At 70.8% G+C, this 18,411-nt stretch carries 14 protein-coding genes; 6 read left to right on the plus strand and 8 right to left on the minus strand.

The window, feature by feature from the left end:
- The first annotated feature begins 67 nt into the window (after positions 1-67).
- Positions 68-829, plus strand: a complete 762-nt coding sequence (locus tag JOD27_RS38085) for a class I SAM-dependent methyltransferase (protein ID WP_204767208.1) — start codon at positions 68-70, stop codon at positions 827-829.
- A gap of 173 nt (positions 830-1,002) precedes the next feature.
- On the opposite strand, the gene JOD27_RS47315 is transcribed toward JOD27_RS38085, so the two are convergent.
- Both JOD27_RS47315 and JOD27_RS38090 read right to left on the minus strand, forming a co-directional pair.
- A complete protein-coding gene (locus JOD27_RS47315; RefSeq protein WP_372441791.1) occupies positions 1,003-1,194 on the minus strand; it encodes an effector-associated domain 2-containing protein in 192 nt (63 codons plus the stop codon).
- 277 nt (positions 1,195-1,471) lie between these two features.
- Positions 1,472-3,073 (minus strand): ABC-F family ATP-binding cassette domain-containing protein, encoded by a 1,602-nt coding sequence (locus JOD27_RS38090; RefSeq protein ID WP_204767209.1) that lies wholly within the window; start codon positions 3,071-3,073, stop codon positions 1,472-1,474.
- A gap of 235 nt (positions 3,074-3,308) precedes the next feature.
- On the opposite strand from JOD27_RS38090, the gene JOD27_RS46985 reads away from it, so the two are divergent.
- The 3 genes from JOD27_RS46985 to JOD27_RS38105 are packed head-to-tail and all read left to right on the plus strand — an operon-like array spanning position 3,309 to position 5,952.
- Positions 3,309-3,938 carry a helix-turn-helix transcriptional regulator gene (locus JOD27_RS46985; protein ID WP_204767210.1) on the plus strand — a complete coding sequence of 210 codons (630 nt, stop codon included), beginning with the start codon at positions 3,309-3,311 and terminating at the stop codon, positions 3,936-3,938.
- A gap of 13 nt (positions 3,939-3,951) precedes the next feature.
- On the plus strand, positions 3,952-4,995 hold the full coding sequence (locus JOD27_RS46990; protein ID WP_204767211.1) for a cytochrome P450: 1,044 nt from the start codon (positions 3,952-3,954) through the stop codon (positions 4,993-4,995).
- A gap of 12 nt (positions 4,996-5,007) precedes the next feature.
- Positions 5,008-5,952 (plus strand): patatin-like phospholipase family protein, encoded by a 945-nt coding sequence (locus JOD27_RS38105; protein ID WP_307830572.1) that lies wholly within the window; start codon positions 5,008-5,010, stop codon positions 5,950-5,952.
- On the opposite strand, the gene JOD27_RS46995 is transcribed toward JOD27_RS38105, so the two are convergent.
- Genes JOD27_RS46995 through JOD27_RS46285 form a run of 3 tightly spaced genes read right to left on the minus strand, consistent with a single transcriptional unit; the run spans position 5,949 to position 11,934 of the window.
- On the minus strand, positions 5,949-11,324 hold the full coding sequence (locus JOD27_RS46995) for a CHAT domain-containing protein (RefSeq protein WP_204767212.1): 5,376 nt from the start codon (positions 11,322-11,324) through the stop codon (positions 5,949-5,951). The two genes, JOD27_RS38105 and JOD27_RS46995, sit on opposite strands and share 4 nt — an antisense overlap.
- Complete coding sequence (locus JOD27_RS38115; protein ID WP_204767213.1) at positions 11,321-11,815, minus strand: hypothetical protein; 495 nt, start codon at positions 11,813-11,815, stop codon at positions 11,321-11,323. The genes JOD27_RS46995 and JOD27_RS38115 overlap by 4 nt, the downstream gene beginning before the upstream one ends.
- Positions 11,812-11,934, minus strand: coding sequence for a hypothetical protein (locus JOD27_RS46285; protein ID WP_275591912.1), 123 nt, complete (start codon positions 11,932-11,934; stop codon positions 11,812-11,814). The genes JOD27_RS38115 and JOD27_RS46285 overlap by 4 nt, the downstream gene beginning before the upstream one ends.
- A gap of 103 nt (positions 11,935-12,037) precedes the next feature.
- Between JOD27_RS46285 and JOD27_RS38120 the strand changes: the two genes are divergently transcribed.
- Complete coding sequence (locus JOD27_RS38120) at positions 12,038-13,510, plus strand: amidase (protein WP_204767214.1); 1,473 nt, start codon at positions 12,038-12,040, stop codon at positions 13,508-13,510.
- Positions 13,511-13,514: 4 nt separating this feature from the next.
- Here the strand turns inward: JOD27_RS38120 and JOD27_RS38125 are convergent, their stop codons facing one another.
- From JOD27_RS38125 to JOD27_RS38135, 3 genes are read right to left on the minus strand one after another with little or no spacing between them, the layout of a single operon-like run.
- Positions 13,515-14,822: a carboxyl transferase domain-containing protein gene (locus JOD27_RS38125; protein WP_204767215.1), complete on the minus strand. Its 1,308-nt coding sequence runs from the start codon at positions 14,820-14,822 to the stop codon at positions 13,515-13,517.
- The gene (locus JOD27_RS38130) at positions 14,806-16,212 is read right to left on the minus strand and encodes an acyl-CoA synthetase (RefSeq protein WP_204767216.1); all 1,407 of its coding nucleotides are present in this window, start codon (positions 16,210-16,212) and stop codon (positions 14,806-14,808) included. Before JOD27_RS38130 ends, JOD27_RS38125 begins: the two co-directional genes overlap by 17 nt.
- A 3-nt stretch (positions 16,213-16,215) precedes the next feature.
- On the minus strand, positions 16,216-17,493 hold the full coding sequence (locus tag JOD27_RS38135; protein WP_204767217.1) for an SLC13 family permease: 1,278 nt from the start codon (positions 17,491-17,493) through the stop codon (positions 16,216-16,218).
- A gap of 126 nt (positions 17,494-17,619) precedes the next feature.
- Between JOD27_RS38135 and JOD27_RS38140 the strand changes: the two genes are divergently transcribed.
- Positions 17,620-18,321: a FadR/GntR family transcriptional regulator gene (locus JOD27_RS38140; protein ID WP_204767218.1), complete on the plus strand. Its 702-nt coding sequence runs from the start codon at positions 17,620-17,622 to the stop codon at positions 18,319-18,321.
- The last annotated feature ends 90 nt before the right edge of the window (positions 18,322-18,411 follow it).

The following is an 18,411-nucleotide window of genomic DNA, read 5'->3' on the forward strand; positions in this document are numbered from 1 at the left end:
GGCCACAGCGGAACGGTGAGCCGTCGGCGAGATCAAGCGAATCAGCCCGTTGTGGCATGGTCGACGGGTGACGAGTGCTGAGCACTTCGACCGCTGGTACGCCGAGCGCGTCGAATCACCGGCGGCGGACGAACTCGTGTGGCGCATGCTCGGCCTGCCACCCGGCCTGCAGTCGACGAGCCTGCTGGGCGGCGCGGGCCTGGACGAGGTCGTCGCGATCCTCGACCCGCGCCCAGGCCAGGTCCTCCTCGACCTGGCGTGCGGTCGCGGCGGGTACGGCCTGGAGATCGCCGGCCGCACGGGATGCCGGTTGATCGGCGTGGACTTCTCGGCCGTCGCGATCTCGCAGGCCAAGCGGCGCGCCGACGCCGACTTCCGGGTGGGCACGATGACCGCGACCGGCCTGTCCCCGGCGTCGGTCGACGCCGTGCTCGTCGTCGACGCCATCCAGTTCGCCGAACCCACGCTCGACGCGCTGCGGGAGTGCCTGCGCGTGCTGCGCCCCGGTGGACGCCTGGTCCTCACGACGTGGGAGGCCCTCGATCCCGCGGACGAACGGTTGCCGGCTCGGATGCGGCAGCTCGACCTCGCTTCGCAGCTGCCGGAAGCCGGGTTCGTGGACGTCGAGGTCACCGAGAAGCCGGACTGGCAGGCCATCGAGAAGCGGTTCTGGCTGGAGTCGCTCGCCCTCGACGCCGGTGACGATCTCGCGATCCAGTCGATGCAGGACGAGGCGCGGCGCGTGCTGGCCGCGTCCGATGGACGTCGCCGCGTTCTGGCCAGGGCCGTCGCACCGCTGCCGGACGAGGAGAGCTCGCAGCCTGGCTGACGGCGAGCTGAGCTCTCAAAGCTCCATCGTGTCGGCGTCGCAGTTCGCCCGGACGGACCGGCCCGCCCCACACCGGTGAGGTCGATCGTTGTTCAAGATCTTGTTCGGAGTATGGCAGCGATCGATCGACCCGTGGGCGGCGGTTTATCCCGATCGTGCATTACTGACCGTAGTCAATTTTGCGGGCTTTCCTCCGTAAGTAGGAGTGCTGCCTCTGTCGAACGGCGCACCGGGATGGATTTCCCTTCCAATTCCCGCGGCACCCGCAGCAGGTCGCCGAGCCCGTCGTCGTAGCCCAGGCAGATCCGCACCACTGCGACCACGTGCGGCCGGGCGCGATCGTGGTGCGGCACCGCCTCGGCGATCTCGCGCCGCCCCGTAGACGTGGATCCCGCCGTGGACCGTGCCCGCCTGCAGGACCGGGCCGTCGCCCGCGCCCGTCACGTGGTTGCTCAGAGCGGTTGTGTCCTCGGGCTCGTTCACGTTCGCAGCGTGGCACAGCTTCCGCCGGGAAAGCGACTGTCCACTGTGGACTACGAGAGGAAACCCAGGGCGTTCCACGGTGCCGCCGTCAGCGACACCCCGTTCAGCACCCGGCGGCTGCCGAACGCATGCACCGGTTCGTGGGCGACGAGCTCGGCCTCAGCCACGGTTGGACTCGAGCAGCTTGCCGTTGTCCAGCCGCAGCCACCGGTCGATCCTCACCTCGCTCAGGAACCGCTCGTCGTGGCTGACGACGACGAACGCGCCCTGGTACGCGTTCAGCGCGCTCTCCAGCTGCCCCGCGCTGACCAGGTCGAGGTTGTTCGTCGGTTCGTCGAGCAACAGCAGCTGCGGCGCGGGCTCGGCGAACAGGATGCACGCCAGCGTCGCCCGCAGCCGTTCGCCACCCGACAGCACCCCGACCGGCAGCTGCGCCCGCGCGCCGCGGAAGAGGAAGCGCGCCAACAGGTTCATCCGCTCGCCCGGCGGCATGGCAGGGGCGAACGCGGCCAGGTTCTCCGACACCGTCCGGGAGTCGTCGAGCAGGTCCAGCCGCTGTGACAGGTAGGCGACCCGCCCGTCGGCCCGTTTGACCTCGCCGCTGTCCGGCACCAGCGAACCGTGGACCACCCGCAGCAACGTCGACTTGCCCGCGCCGTTCGGGGCGGCCAGCGCGATGCGTTCCGGCCCGCGGATCGCGAGATCCACGCCGTCGAACAGCTCCCGCACCCGGATGCCCGTGCCGAGGAACAGCGTGCGCCCGGCGGGAACGGCGGTCTGCGGCAGCTCCAGGCTGATCTTCTGCTCGTCCTTCAACGCCCGCTCGGCCTGGTCCAGCCGGGTCTTGGCGGCGCTGAGCCGCGCGGCGTGCGTGCCGTCGGCCTTGGCGGCGGACACCTCGGCGTTGCGCTTCATGTTGCCCGCGAAGATTCGCGGCAGACCGGCGTTGGAGAGGTTGCGCTGAGCATTGCCGGCCCGCCGCGCCGCCCGTTCCCGCGCCTGTTGCATCTCCCGCTTCTCGCGCTTGACCTCCTGCTCGGCGCTGCGGATGTTCTTCTCCGCCACCTCGCGCTCGGCCGCGACCGCCTCGGAGTACTCGCTGAAATTGCCGCCGTAGAACCGGATCTCGCCGCCGTCGAGCTCCGCGATGCGATCCATCCGGTCGAGCAACGCCCGGTCGTGGCTCACCACCAGCAGACACCCGCGCCGGTCGTCCAGCACGTCGTAGAGCCGGTGCCGGGCGTCCAGGTCGAGGTTGTTGGTCGGCTCGTCCAGCAACAGCACGTCCGGCTGCCGGAGCAACTGCGCCGCGAGCCCCAGCGACACGATCTGCCCGCCGCTCACCGTGCCGAGCGGCCGGTCCAGCGCGAGATCACCGAGCCCGAGCCGGTCCAGCTGCGCGCGCGTGCGTTCCTCGACGTCCCAGTCGCTGCCGATGACGGTGAAGTGGTTCTCGTCGACGTCACCGGACTCGACGGCCGCGATCGCGGTGAGCACCTCCGCCACCCCGAGCACCTCGGCGACGGTCAGCTCCGCGGTCAATGGCAGGTCCTGCGGCAGATACCCCAGCACGCCGTCTACGGACACGCTGCCGCCTGACGGCGTCAACGCGCCCGCGACGAGCTTGAGCAGCGTCGACTTCCCCGCGCCGTTCGGGGCGACGAGACCGGTGCGGCCGTCCGGCACGGTCGCGGACAGGCCGTCGAACACCGCGGTGTCGTCCGGCCAGGCGAACGACAGGTTGGACAGAACGATGGACATGGGTGAGACCTCGGAGTGTGCTGCGCGCGCAGAACGGCGCGCGAGTGGAAAAAGGGAACGACGAAACAGCCATCACGAGCGATGGCCTGTCACATCCCGGGCTCACCCGGAGATGTCGTCTTCACCCACCACCAGCACGTCGAGCTCCTCCACGAGGCGTTGATCTCTCCTCCACGTTAGCAGGACGAAGCAATTCAATAGCGGTGATCGGGCCGCAGGAGGTTCACTCGGCGGCGTGACCAGCGACGTCCTCGCCGATCGAGTGAGCACCATGTGGCGGCGCAGCGGTGAGCTGCCGCTCTCCTTGCCGCAACCGGCGGTCGACCTGCTGGTCTTCGCCGACGGCACGTTGTGGCTGAGCGGACCGGAGACCGAGGCCCGCTCCGGCGTGGTGCCACGACCCCTCATCGGAATGCGATTGCGGCCGGGGACGTGTGCCTCGGTGCTGGGCATCGCCGCGGACGAGGTGCCACTGCGAGGGATGCCGTTGCCCGGCTCGGGTCTCGGCGACGCATTGCGTGCGCTGCGGGCACCGGCGCGGCCTGTCGACCAGGCGGTGGTGCGGGTCGTCCGCGCCATCCGCGCCGATCCCGGGACGCGGGTGTCGGAGCACGTGACGGGGTTGTCCGAACGGCAGCTGCGACGGCGGTTCCAGGTCGCGGTCGGGTTGAGCCCCAAGGCGTACGCACGGGTCGTGCGGCTGCATCACGCGATGGCGTTGGCGCGTGAGGCGGCGGTGCCGGACTGGGCGGAGATCGCGGTGCGCAGCGGGTTCTACGACCAGCCGCACATGCTGGCGGAGTTCCGGCGGGCGGTCGGGATGTCGTGTGTCCGTTTCTTCCAAGCCACGGCCGCGGGTGCCTAGCAGGCTGTGGTTCGTGTCGCTTGAGGAGATCTTCGCCTTCCACGCCCAGGAGGCCGGGCCGCCGCGGTTCGCGGAGTTCGGCGCGTGGGTGGTCACCCGCTATTCCGATGTGGACAGAGTGCTGACCGGGCACGAGGTGTTCTCGTCGGACGAACTGCGCTACAGCGCCCAGCCGATCCCGCACCGCGACAACCCGTTGCTGCGGAGCCTGCTCGCGACCGATCCGCCGCGGCACCACGCGTTGCGGCGGATCGTCAGCCAGGTGTTCACGCCGCGCGCGGTGGCCGCGCTGGAGCCGATGATCAACGAGAGGGTCTCGATCGCGGGGTCGAGGCTGGACCTCGTCCACGACGTGGCCTACCCGCTGTCGGTGCACACGATCGCGGACCTGCTCGGCGTGCGGGTGTCGCCGGACTTCGTGCGGTGGACCGAGGCGATCACGTCGTTCTTCGGCACGTTCACCGCCGACGAGACCGAGTTCCGCCAGGCGTTGCGGGAGATCCGCGCCTTCTTCCGCGAAGAGAGCTCGAACGGTGTGGTCGCAACGCTGCGGGCCTCGGGCCTGACCGAGGACGAGCTGATCAACTTCTGTGTCCTGCTGCTGATCAACGGCCACGAGACCACCAAAACGCTGCTGGTCGACGCGATGCTGTGCCTCGCAGGGCAGCCGAAGCCCGCCGACCTCGCGACGGCGGTCGAGGAAGTCCTGCGCTACCTGCCGCCGACCGGCGGCACCGACCGGTTCGTCACCAGACCCACCACGCTCGGCGGCGTGGAGCTCCAGCCGGGCGACCGCGTCGTCGCGATGATCTCCGCCGCCAACCGCGACCCGGCCGTCTTCGCCGACCCGCACACCTTCGACCCGAGCCGCACCGTCAACCCGCACCTGTCGTTCGGCCACGGCATCCACTTCTGCCTCGGCGCGCACCTGGCGCGGATGGAAGTGCGGATCGCCCTCGCGGCCCTGCTCGACCGGACCTGGCAGGTCGCGGACCTGAAGACCCGCCGGACGCCGGTCGGCATCGACGTCCTGGAACTGACGCTGAGCGCGGCGTGAGACAGTCGAAGGGTGTCCGACGACGTACTGCAGCTGATGCGCGACCGCGTGCAGCACCACAGCACCCCAGGCCGGCGCACCGACGACGCACGTCTGGTGCTGCTCATCGAAGGCGGAAGCTCACGCGGCGCCTACTCGAGCGGCATGACCGTCGCCATCGAGCAACTCGGCCTGCTGCCGGTGTTCGACGCGGTCTACGGCAGCTCGGCCGGCTCCCTGAACGCCGCGTGGCTGCTGTGCGGCCGCGCCGAGAGCACCAAACACGCGTGGTGGGACCCGCGCGTCATGCGGACGACCATCAACCCGCTGCGCGCGCTGATCCGGCAACCGGTCGTGGACACCAAGCACCTCGTGCACACCGTCTACACGCAGGTCATGCCGATGGGCTTCCAGGACATCCTCGACAACCCCGTCGAGTTCCACCCGATCGCCACCGACGCCCTCACCGGCGAGCCCGCCGACCTGCACGGCATGATCCACGACGTCCCGAGCCTGCAGGCCGCCCTGCGAGCGTCGACCGCGATGCCGCTGCTCGCCGGCAAACCCGTCGTGATCGACGGCCGCCCGTACGTCGACGCGGGCCTGAGCGAGTCGTTCGGCGTGCGGACCGCACTCGCCCAGAAGGCCACGCACATCGTCGCCCTGCGCACCCGCCGCAGCGACGAGATGCCCTCCGCCCCGTCCCGCGGCGAACGGATCGTGCTGGCACGGTGGTTCGCCCGGCACGCGCCGGGAGTCGCGCAGACCTGGCTGCGCCACAAGGAGCTCAGGGTCGAGGAGGAGCACCTGCTCGCGACGCACCCCGCCTGCCTGCAGATCCGCCCGCCTCTGGGCAGCCTGCGGGTCGGCCGCACCGAACGACGTCCCGAGGTGTTGCAGGCCGTCGTCGACACCGGTATCCGTGCGGCGACGAACGCACTGGCGGCAGCCGCGCGTTCCGTCGCCCGCGAACCCTAGTGTCCGATGTGGACGAACGGCGTCCACACGCTCGGGTTGCCGGGATGACGCTCGCGGAGCGCACGAACCGCCTGGTGCAGCGCGACACCGGCCTCCCGTGAGTCGGGGCTGCCGTTCCTGGCCAGGTGCTCGTACACCAGCTCGGCCACATCGGCGGCGATCGTGTCGTACACCGTCCACAGGGTGGCGATGACGTGACTGGTGCCGCCGTAGCGCATCGCGCTGGCCAAGGTCATCATCTCGTCGGTGAGCCGGACCCCGGTCGTGGCGGTCTGGCAGGCGGACAGGAAGACCAGGTCGGCCTCCTGCGAGTTGACGTCCGCGATCGACAGCGCCCCGTCGAACAGCGCCAGCCCGCCGTTGGACGGGTTGTCGAGGTCCTGGTGGCCGTGACAGCTCAGGTGCACCCAGTCGTGGCCGGCCAGCTCGCGCAGCACCGCCTCCCTGGTCGCGGACGCACCCTCGAGCAGGGTGTGCCTGTCTCCCGGAAACAGGCCGACGAGCAGATCGCGTTCGCGGCCGCTGCTGGGCAGCTCGGGATGCCCCGGAGCGGTGACGCTGACGATGAGCGTCCGAGGCTCCGGTGAAACCAGACGGTTCGGCACTGCCTGCAGAGCACGAACCGTTGGCGTGTAGGAGGACACGACACGATCGATGACGGACACGGGTGGCTGGGCGCGGTGGTGACCGGCGGCGTGCAGGGGAAGCAGCGCGAACGGACCTGTCGGACACCACCACACCCGAGGCCACTCACCGGTCGGCGTGCCGGTGTGGCCGAGGTGCCGCAACACCGGTTCGGCGACGGTCTCCCACAGCCACTCGAGCGTGTCGTGGATCGACTTCTCCATCGCCGCGAGACGGTCGCGGAACCTCGCTCTGAGCCGGTCGTCGGCCCGGTTCGCGACGAACGCCAGCCGAGCTCGCGCGAACTCGTCGAGCGCGTTCAGGTACGCGTTGGCCCGGTCCACGACCTCGTCGAGGTTGACGGCGGGAAGGCCTACGGTCTGCACGGACGTACCGTCGAGCACCAGGGCGTCGGAGCGCCATTCGCTGGCGGTGACGACGATGACGGCGCCGTCGGTGATCCCTTCCTGCAGCGCCGTCACGGTTGGTGGCCTGAGGAAGTCCGCACGGCCCGGCAACTCGCGAATGCGGTCGAGGAGCACCTGCCACCGCTCGGCCAGCTCCGTGCGCTGCTCCACCGTCAGCGCCGCGGCCGGGCTCAGCTCAGGACGGTGCCGAGTGAGTTCGAGGCCGACGCGCGTGAACTCCTCGGCCAGGTCGGGATCTCGGGCCTGCACGTCACTGAGGTCCATCCGCAGATGAAGCGCCTCGGCCATGAGGATCCCGCGGGTCTGCTCCATGAGCTCGACGGCGAGCTCGGGCCGGCCGGTGGCCAGCGCGGCCGCGGCGACGGTCCTCGGCAGCCAAGCCGCCCCGGCCAGTCCGCGCTCACGATCGGCACGTCGCAGCGCAGGTCCAACCTGGACCAGCAGCAGCTCGATCGCGTGCCGGCACGCGCTCAGGGCATCGTGCGGGTCGTCCAGGGTCATCGCGAGCTCGGCCCAATGTCCGGCCGCGACGAACTGGTTGTTGTTGGCACCACTGGGATACGACGCGGCCGCGCGGTGGAGGTCCCTGGCGCGCACCAGCTTGTCCCGTTCATCGGACTCCGCGAGCACCTGGGCCAGCGTGTAGAGCAACACGTCGCGTTGCGGGTGCGCGTCGCCGTCCCGCAGTGCCGACTCCGCTGCCTCCGCGGCCTCGGCGAGCAGGGTGGTGTCCGGGAACTTCCGGTGCTGGGCGAGGAGTGACCGGGCGAGACTCGCGGACGCCGTCGCGCGGAAGTCGGGACTGTCGCCCGCGGAAGCGACGGCAGCCCGCGCGCAGTCCGTCGCCTCCGCGAGCAGCGCCGGGTCGTCGTCGAACCCGGCCAGTGTCTGCAGCACTTCCTGGAGGCTGACGAGGTAGAGCGACCGGAACGGGTAGGCGACCGGAACCGTTTTGGTGGCTTCGCGTTGGAACCGCACGGCCTCTCGCAGCGCGTCGATGTCACCGGATCGCTGGTACCGCAACGTCAGGCACTGGGCCAGCGTGTTCAGCGAGCCCGAGCCCCAGCTCCTCGTGCCGGGCAGCGCCGCGACGACGCGCCGGCCCAGGTCGATCGCCTCGTCGAGCAGCTCGTTCGCACCCGTGCTCAGGTAGTAGGAGAGCAGGATGCCGGGGAAGTTGGCACCCACCCCGTCGTCCTCGCCGGCTTCGCTCCGGAAGGCCGCACGGCCGACCTGGACCGCCCGGCGCAACAGCTTCGGATCACCGGTGACCCGCGACCGCACCGCGAGTGTCTCGGCCAGCAGCATCTGTTCGCTCCGCCCGGAGCCGGGAAGGTCTGCTGCTCTCGCAGCCAACGCGCACGCGTCGTCCACGCGGCTGTGGTCGCCCAGGTCGAAGTGCAGCCGCAGCAGTGTCTGGACGCAGCCCTCGAGCCGGGAAGCGAGGTTCGGGTGATCTGACGGCGTGTCCTCGAGCAGGGCGTCCCACAGGCTGACCGCCTCGTGCAGCAGCGGGACGGCGCCGGTCGCGGTGTAGGCGTCGTGCAAGCCGGTCACCAGCGAGACCCTGCGGGCATCGGCCAGTTCGTCGTCCTGTGCGGAGATGGAGACGCCGTGGCGCAACGCGGTGATCGCGTCCCGCCACAGGCCTGTCTCGCCGAGTTCCTCCGCGAGATCCATGAGCCTCAGGCCGATCCGGGTCAGCGTCGCGGGACTGTCCATTCCCAGCGGTTCCGGCACGTCGAGGTGTTGTCGCAGCAGCTGGGCGGCCTCGGCACGGCCGTCGCCGGTCTCGCGCAGGAGGTTCGCGAGCTCCAGAGCCGCGTCCTGGGCAGCCGCGCCGCCAGGTGGCAGCAGCGCATACCACTCGCGGGCGCGGTCGACCGCCTCGGCGAGGTGCGCCGGATCGGGGTCGCGCAGGAACAGGTCACGCAGGGAGTGGACGAGGGTTTCCAGGATCTCCGCGCGCCTCGCCCCGTCCGGCAGCGCGGCATCTGCCTTCCGCAGCACGCTGACCGCTTCCGCCGAGTGCACGGGATCCTTCGTCCGCACGCTCAACGTGGACAGCGCGAGCCCCAGGTTGGACAACAGGCCGGGCCACCCGTGGTGGTCCGGCGCCATCACCTCTGTCGCGCGACGGAAGACGTCGACGACCTCGGCGATGTCGTCGACCGACGGGTCGCGTACCGCCAGCAGCGCCGAACCCAGGTTCGACAGGTGCAGCCCGGCGCTGGGATGCCCGTCGGGCGTGAGCTCGACGCTGCGCCGGCAGATGCCGACGGCCTCGTTCGCCACGTCCGGATCGCGGGTGTGCCGGTGCAGACGGGAAAGCAGCGCGCCGAGCACCGACAACCGGCCCGGCAGATACGGTTCGTCGGGCGGACTCAGCTCCACGGACGTGCGCAGCGCCTCGACGGCTTCCACCAGCAGTGGCTCGGTCTGCTCGTCGGCAGGGAGACTCACGACGATGACGCCGAGGTTGTTGAGCGCCGCGGCCTCCGCCGACACGCTGGCCGCCCGTGCCGCCTCGACCGCACGCCGTGCCATGTGCAGGGCCTCGACCATCCACTGGCGCGATCCGGTTTGCTCGTAGCGCATCGCCGCGAAGACGCTCTGCTCCCGGAAGCGGTCACTGGCCAACGACGGTTCGTCGGACTGATCGTCCGCGACGGAGGCGTAGTAGTCGGTGACCGGGGCCGGCAGAACGGAGCTGGCGACCTGGTACACGGGGTAGAACAGCGTGACGGCCCAGTTCTGGTCCTCGCGCGCCCGCAGCTCGTCCTCCTGACGGAACGACCGCAACCAGAACAACCAGCCGTACAGGCACATCGTGGCTGGGTCGCTGACCGTCCCCAGAGGAACCTTCCGCAGCAGATGCGCCTGATCGGTCAGCGAGTCGTCGAACAGTGGAGCGGGATCGCCGGTGCGGGCGAGTTCCTCGAAGACCTGGCGGACCGTCGGCGCCAGCGGATGCCCGCGTCCCTGCGCCGGGCTCAGCAGGCCGGCCATCAGCAGGACCGCGGCGGCCGAGCCGGTGAGATCACCGGTGATCTCGTCCCTGGCGAAGAGCAACCTCGCCAACGTGAGCGCGTCGATCGCGGTGTCGTCCGGTGAGGCTTCGTCCGCCGGGATGCCGCGGGCGAACGCGATGGCCTCGTCCAGGTCGGCGAGGCGTTGGCCGAACTCGAATCGCAGGACGAGCAGATCCCGGCGGGCACGCAGGTGCCGTGCGCGGGACCTCGGCGAGGACGCGGCGGTGAGCAGCAGGTCCACCACCTCGAACGCGCGGGCCAGGTCATCCCCGTCGCGGTGGTGCTCGGCGCGGCGGGTCAGTACGTCCAGGTGGATCTCCAGGGTCTCGACACCTTGGGCGTTCAGGAAGCCGGTACGCAGCACGGGTTCCGCGGCGCGGGCCGCTACGGCGGCCGCTTCCTCCAGATCGCGTTCGGCGCCGGTCCGGCTGTGCTGGAACGACAGCGCGCGCGCCAGGTTCATCAGCGCCACCTGGAGTTCGGGGTGCCCGGGACCCATCTGGTCGACGGCCTGGCGGGCGAGGGGGATCGCCTCGTCGAGATCGGCCTCGTCGCGGCGCAGCTCGTAGCGGTCGCGCAGCGAGATCGACAGGCTGGAGAGGATCACCGGAAGCCGCAGGCGCTCGTCCCGCACCGCGCGGCGGCCTGCCGCGATGGCCTCGTCGAGGTCGGTCGCCGCGCCGGTGTCGCGATAGCGGGCCCGCAGCGCCAACCCGATGTTCGCCCACATCGCGGCCACCTGATCGTGTTCGTCGCCGAGGATCGCCGCGATCTCGCGCCACGCGTCGATCGCCGCGTCCCGGTCCGGCGCGCCCTTTTCCTTCAGATAGCGGTTGAAACGCTGGGCCGCCAGATGGTTGAGGTGCACCGCGCGTTCCATGCTGCCGGGCGGTGCCAAGTGCGCGACGACCATCTGGGCGGCGACGACCCGGTTCAGATCCGCGTCCTCGACAGGGGACCAGGTGGTCACCAGGTCGTCCCAGCCTGGGTCGAGGTCCACCAGCACCCGCAGCCCCAGCGGAAGAGTGTCCGTCCCGGGCAACGCCTTGGCGCGGTCGACCGCCGAGCGCAGCTCCGGTTCCCCCGATCCGACCGGCAGCGCCCAGAAACGCCGCCACAGGTAGCGGATCAGCGTCCGCTGACGGGGTTCGGTCGCCGGGAGGTCGGCGAGAAGCTCGGTGAGCCGGGCGGCCCTGGCCTCGATCGCCGGTGCCAGCGGATCGGCGCCGGGCGTCGCGAAGTGGTGCTCCAGATGGGCGACCAGCTCGTCGAGCTCGACCTCGTTCACATCCGGCCCACGATCACGACGACGGCGGTCGCGAACGGCACGAGCGCGAGCACCTGCAGGATCAGTCCCGCGCTGACACACGCGGCCTTGAACCTGTTGGCCTCGCGCAAGGTCCGGACCGTGGTTGCGTGCACCGTCGCCACGTTGTTGCGCGCGTCGACCTCGCTGTCGGTCCAGTGCTCCCGCAGCATCCTGGTCAGCGTCGCCGTCGCCGCGACGGCATAACGCGCGTTCCACCCCGCGACGATCCCGGCGATCGCGGCCAGCACGAACAACGCCACCGCGAGCAGCACCAGCCCGACCGCCAGCGGCGGGACCGGGGTCTTCACCCCGGCCTGCACCATGGCGGTGATGCCCGACAACAGGGTGACCAGCACACCGGACGCGGTCACCAGCGTCTGGCCTCTGCCGTCGAGCGCGGTCCGGCGTTCGCGCTCCGCCTTGAGCTCGCCCTCGACGAACGCCAGGTACACCTGCCCTTGGTCGCTCACCCGCCGTCCCGCTGTTCGCCGGCCGGATGCCCGCCCTCGCGGACGTTCTCCATCTCCAGCCACGACTGGTCGGCCGGCGGTTCCACCCGGTCGTTCGGCGGCTCGTTCGGCTCGGTCATGTCCCCTCCCGGTTCGCGTTGGGACGTTATCGGCATTGTGGCTGGATCTCTTGAGAAACGGGCACTTCCGGCACGAACCGTCCTCGGCGGCTACCTTGTCCGGATGGACTTCGACGAGTACCGGAAACACGACGCCACCGGGCTGGCGCAGCTGGTCGCCGCGAAGCAGGTGTCCGCGGCCGAACTGCTGGCCGTGGCACGGGAGCGCGCGGCCGAGGTCAACCCGCGGCTCAACGCGATCGTGCGGGACGTTCCCGCCGAGCCGTCGGAGGACCTCACCGGGCCGTTCGCCGGGGTGCCGTTCCTGATCAAGGACCTCGGCCAGGACTACGCGGGGCTGCCCACGTCGAACGGCTCGCGCTCGCTCAAGGGGCACCCGGTCGCCGAGCACTCGACGGTCGTGCGGCGCTGGCTCGACGCGGGGCTCGTGATCTTCGGTAAGACGAACCTGCCGGAGTTCGGCGCGAAGGCCATCAGCGAGCCGCTCGCCTGGGGGCCCGCCCGCAACCCGTGGGACCTGGAACGGACGCCCGGTGGCTCGTCGGGCGGGTCGGCGGCCGCGGTCGCCGCCGGGATCGTGCCGTGCGCCGGGGCGAACGACGGTGGTGGTTCGACGCGGATTCCGGCGGCCTGCTGCGGGCTCGTCGGGCTGAAGCCCGGACGCGGGCTTACGCCGTTCGGGCCGGAGTCCGCCGAGATGATGCACGGCGCGGCGGTGCAGGGCGTGGTGTCGCGGACCGTGCGGGACACGGCCGCGATGCTCGACGTCATCTGCGGTGGCGAACCGTCCGGGCCGTACTCGCCCGCCGTGCCGTCGGCGTCGTTCGCGTCGTGTGTCGGCGAGGATCCGGGGAAGCTGCGGATCGGGGTGCGGGTACCGTCCGCGATCACCCCTCAGCCGCACGCCGAGGCGTACGCGGCCGTCGATAACGCCGTCCGGGTGCTGACCGATCTCGGTCACCACGTCGAGGAGCTGCCGGAGGCGCCGTTCGACGACGCCGCGCTGGCCCGCGACTTCCTGCTGACGTGGTTCGTGAACCTGGCCTGGAAGGTCGCCGACACGAAGCGGGTCACCGGGGCGCCGGACATCGCGTTCGAGCGCGACACGTTGCTGATGGCCGCGCTGGGACGGGCCACCAGCCCGGTCGACTACGTGGACGCCGTCCACCGGCGGCACGAGCACACGCGGCGGCTCAGCACCTTCTTCGAGTCCTACGACCTCCTGCTGACGCCGACGCTGGCTACCCCGCCGCCCGAGGTCGGCGCGTTCGACCTGCCGTTGTCGTTGCAGCGGGCGACCGACGTGCTGCTCAAGACCGGCACGGCCCGGCTCCTGCGCTACACCAAGATCCTCGACGACATGATCTCCGACAACCTCGGCTGGGTGCCGTACACGCAGCTCGCGAACATCACCGGCCGCCCGGCGATCTCGCTGCCTCTGCACTGGACGGCGGACGGGCTGCCGCTCGGCGTCCAGTTCGTCGCGCCGCTCGAAGGGGAGTCGGTGCTGATCCGGCTCGCGTCGCAGCTGGAGGAAGCGCTGCCGTGGGCGGACCGGATGGCCGTCATTCGCTGAGAGGTCAGGCGATCCCTCGCGCGATCCCGAGCTCGACGAGGTCCTGCGGCCGCAGCCGCAACTCCTCCGCCGTGGCACGGACGCGCGAGGAATCCCGTTTCAGGATCGCCACCGCCAGCTCGGGCGAGATCACCGCGAAGTAGCTGTCCCGCGTGACCCACATCCGGTCGGCCGCCGAGAACGCGAGCGCGCCACCCGATCCGCCTTCGCCGATCAGCAACGTCGTCACCGGCACACGCGCGGCGGCGACCGCGGTGAACATGTCCGCGATGGCCGCACCGACACCGGCCTTCTCGGCGGGCTCGTCGTTGGCCGCCCCCGGCGTGTCCACCAGCGTCAGCACCGGGACACCGAGCCGGTCGGCGAGCCTCACCAGGCGCGCCGCCGTGCGGAAGCCAGCGGGCCGGGTCGCCGTGCCGCACTGGGCCGCGTAGGCGACCGTCACGCCGGAGCGCTGCCCGAACCCGCACAGCACGCCGGAATCGACGCCACCGCACCGATCTCCGCTGATCGGTTCGTGCCAGTCGAAATAGGACGCGAGGTAGGCGGCCGCACGGGGACGGCCCGGTGCGCGGGCGCGTTCCACGGCGTCCCACCCGGTTTCCGGCAACGCCGACGAGCCCTGTCCCGCAGGCACCGGGGCAGGGGAGTCCGCTGGTGAGGTGACGAGCCGAAGCCAGCGTTCCAGCCTGGTCCGCAGTTCCTCCGGTGGCACGAGCTGATCGACCAGACCGGCCGCGAACTGCTGCGTCACCGAATAGCCCGGCGGCCGCACCCGTGAACCGGCGAACCCGACCTGGGCACCGCGCAGGCCCAGCACGACGTCGGCGCCCGCCCCGAGCGTCGCCCAGCCGCCACCGGTCGTCGGATCGCGCAGCACAGCGATGTGCGGCAGGCCCGCCTCGCGGGTCAGCGCGAGCTGGCGCGCGATCCGTTGCAGCTGCAGCAACGCGGGCGTGCCCTCCTGCATGCGGCTGCCCCCGGTCATGACCAGCGACACCACCGGCACGCGCAGCGAACGCGCCCGCTCGAAGGCCTGCTCGATCCGCGTTCCGGTCCTGGTTCCCAGCGATCCGCCGAAGAACCCGAACTCGAACGCCACGACCACGGCCCGCACGCCGCCGATCTCCGCGACCCCGCACACGACGGACTCCCTCTCCCCGGTGCGCGCGGCGGCCGCGGCCACGGCATCCCCGTAGCCGGGCCAGCCGAGCGGCCCGTCGCCGATGGGGCCAACGGGATCGGACAGCTCGGTGAACGCCGACGTGAGCCGGTCGATCAGCGCGCGGGCGGACTCACGCCCGGAGCGCACGCTTCACGACCTTGCCCATGTCGTTGCGCGGCAACGACTCGACGAACCGCACCACGCGAGGGCGCTTGTGCGGCGTGAGCAGGCGGGCCACGTGATCGACGAGCTCACGTTCCTCCGGTGCGGCGCCGCTGGGCACGACCCACGCGACGATCCGCTCGCCGAGATCGTCGTCGGGCTCGCCGGTCACCGCCACCTCCGCGACGGACGGGTGCTCCAGCAACGCGTTCTCGATCTCGCCAGCGCCGATCTTGTAACCGCCGCTCTTGATGATGTCCGTCGCCTTGCGCCCCACGATCCGGTAGTAGCCGTCCGGGTCGCGCGTGCCGACATCGCCGGTGCGGAACCACCCGTCCGCGAACGCCTCCGCGGTCGCGTCCGGCCGGTTCAGGTACTCGGTGAACAGGTTCGGCCCGCGCACCTGGATCTCGCCGATGGCACCGCGTTGGTCGAGCGTGCCGCCGGCGTCGTCGACGAGCCGGACTTCCACGCCTGGCAACGGAATCCCGACGGCGCCGGGCCTGCGGTCGCCCTCGGCGCGCACGCTGGTGTTCATCAGCGTCTCGGTCATGCCGTACCGCTCGACCACCCGCTGCCCGGTGGCCGCCGCGATCCGTTCGTGGTCGCGCACGGGCAACGCCGCCGAGCCCGACACGAGCAGACGAGCCCCCCGCAACGCCTCTGCCAGCCCGGGGTTGTCGCCGACCTCCTCCGCGATCCGGTGGTACATGGTCGGTACGCCGAACATCATCGTGCCGTCGGCGCTCAGCGCCTCGGCGAGCGCGGTCGTCGAGAACTTGCCGAGGTGGTGCAGCGTGCCGCCCCTGCGCAACGGCCCGAGCACGCCGAGGATCAGCCCGTGCACGTGGAACAACGGCAACGCGTGCACCAGCACGTCAGAAGAGGTCCACTCCCACGCGTCGGCCACAGCGTCCAGTGTGGACACAATCGCCCGGCGCGGCAGCACGACGCCCTTGGGCGGTCCCGTGGTGCCCGAGGTGTAGACGATCAACGCGGGCGCCTCGGCATCCGGTTCCGGAAACGACTCGGAAGACCTGTCGTCGAGCGTGACCTCCCGGCGAGGCACCGACCGCAGCCCGTCCGGCAGAGCCAGTCCCGGCGCCGCGAGGACGTTGGCGGGCGCGCTGTCGGCCACGATGTGCGCCAGCTCGCGTTCGCCGACCTTCGGGTTGAGCGGCACGGCGGGCACCCCCGCGAGCAACGCCGCGACGACGGCCACGCACGTCTCGATCGCCGGCGTGGCCCAGATCGCCACCCGAGGCAGCCCGGCGAGCTGGTGCGCGAGCGCTCCGGCGCAGGACGCCAGCTCGGCGTGGGTCAGGCTGCGGTCGCCGAACCGGAGTGCGACGCGGTCAGAGTGCGAAGGAAACATGAGTCACCAGATTCCGGGAACGACCAGGGCGAGCCAGACCAGCGGCGGAGCTGCCGCGACCATGATCCCGCCGTACACCATGAGCTGCTTGAAGAACTTGTCGCGGTCGATGTCCTGCGCGCCGGCCAGCACCAACGCGCCGTTGGTGGAGAACGGGCTCACGTCGACCACGGTCGCCGACACCGCGAGCGCCGCGATCAGGCCGACCGCGCTGACGTCGCCCTGCAGCAGGAACGGCACGGCGAGCGGGATGAGCGCGCCCATGATGCCGACAGACGAGGCGAACGCGGACACGATCGCGCCGATGTAGCAGATCAGCAACGCGGCGAGCAGGGGAGCGCCGACACCCGCGACCGAGTCGCCGGCCCACTTGATCGTGCCCATCGTCTGCAGCACGGCGACGTAGGTGAGGATGCCGCAGATCAGCAGCACGGTCGGCCAGGTGATCTGGGTGATCGCCTGCTTGGACGTCTCCGGCCACACCACGCTGAGCAGCACCGCCACGGTGATCGCGGCGAGGCCCACGTCGAGATCGAACACCAGCGCCGCCACCACGAGCGCGACGAGGCCCGCGAGGGTGGCCAGGCGAGGTGCGGTCAGCGTGATCGGCTCGTCGACGTCCTCCACGGACCCGCCGCCGCCCGCGTGGACCAGTGCCGGCGTCTGGACCGGCTGCCGGGCGAGCTTCATCCCTCCGCACACCACGAACACCACGACGGAGATCAGCAGGTTCACCACGAGGCTCGCGAGGAACAGCACGATCTCGTTGCCCGGCAGGCCTTCCTTGGCCACGATGCCGTTGACGATCGTGCCGTAGATGCTGATGGGGGAGAAGCCGCCGGCCTGCGCGCCGTGCACCACCAGCACGCCCATCAGCAGCGGGCTGATCCTGTACTTCGCCGCGAACCCCATCGCGATCGGCGCGACGATGGCCACTGCCGCCGGGCTCACCGCGCCGATCGCGGTGAGCACGCCGGTGATCGCGAACATCACCCAGGGCATCAGCGCGATCCGCCCGCCCACGAGCCGGATCGCCATGTGCACCAACCAGTCCGTGGTGCCGTTGGCCCGCGCGATGGCGAACAGGAACGTCACGCCGACCAGCACGACGAACAACGAGCCGGGAAAGCCCTTGAAGATGTCGTCGGTCTTCATGCCCGCGACCAGCGTGCCGACCCCGAAGGCGGCGGCGAACGCGAGCGCACCCATGTTGATCGACCTGGTCGTGGCGACGACGAAGACCACGACCAGCACGAGTATCGAGATCAGTTCGGCGGACATGCAGGACTCCCGTCGTGGGGCGACCTCGGGGACAGTGGCCAAGTGGCTCAGCCACTTTCCGCTTGTGATCTTCAGCTGTCAAGAGGTGGCCTAGTGGCTGAGCCACTCAGCCGATATCCTGGACCGATGTCAGAGGCATTGCGGCCGATGGTGAAGTCCCGCCTGTACGAGCAGGTGCTCGAACGGCTGCGCGCGTACGCGACCGAAGCGGGTCTGCAGGCGGGCGACAAGCTGCCCGCCGAACGCGAGCTCGCCGCGAGCCTCGGCGTGAGCCGCGCGTCGGTGAAGCAGGCGATCGTCGTGCTGGAGGTCCAGGGCCTCGTGGAGGCACGCCACGGCGGCGGCACGTACCTCGTCCGCGACACCCTCGACGCCGAGCCGGTCGAGCAGCTCGTCGAACGCCGCAAGCGCCTCCCCGAGGTGCTGGAGGCACGCGAGGCGCTGGAGACGAAGCTCGCCGAGCTCGCCGCCGAACGCCGCACCGACGCCGAGCTCGACGACATCCGCCAGGCGCTCGACTTCATGCGCCACGAGATCGACGGCGGCGGCGTCGGTGTGGAAGGCGACCGCCGCTTCCACGCCGCCGTCACCGCCGCCGCGCACAGCTCGCTGCTCGCCGACTTCATGAAGACCATCGCCTTGCAGATCACCGAGAGCCGCACCGAGTCGCTGCGCCAGCCGGGCCGTCCGTCCCGTTCGCTGGCGCAGCACACGGCGATCTACGAGGCCATCGCCGCGGGCGACCCCAAGAAGGCGGCGGCCGCCATGCGCAAACACGTCCGCACGGTGGCCAAGGTGCGCCTCCTTACCTGGGAGCCCGAGGACTAGCCTCGATCTTTCACTTGGCGCCGGGATGAGATGCCGGTGGACGGTTTGGTGTGCTCGTTTGTGTTGGGCAGGGGTGATTCCCGGCGCTGG

Source organism: Lentzea nigeriaca (assembly GCF_016907955.1).
GTDB classification, from domain to species: domain Bacteria; phylum Actinomycetota; class Actinomycetes; order Mycobacteriales; family Pseudonocardiaceae; genus Lentzea; species Lentzea nigeriaca.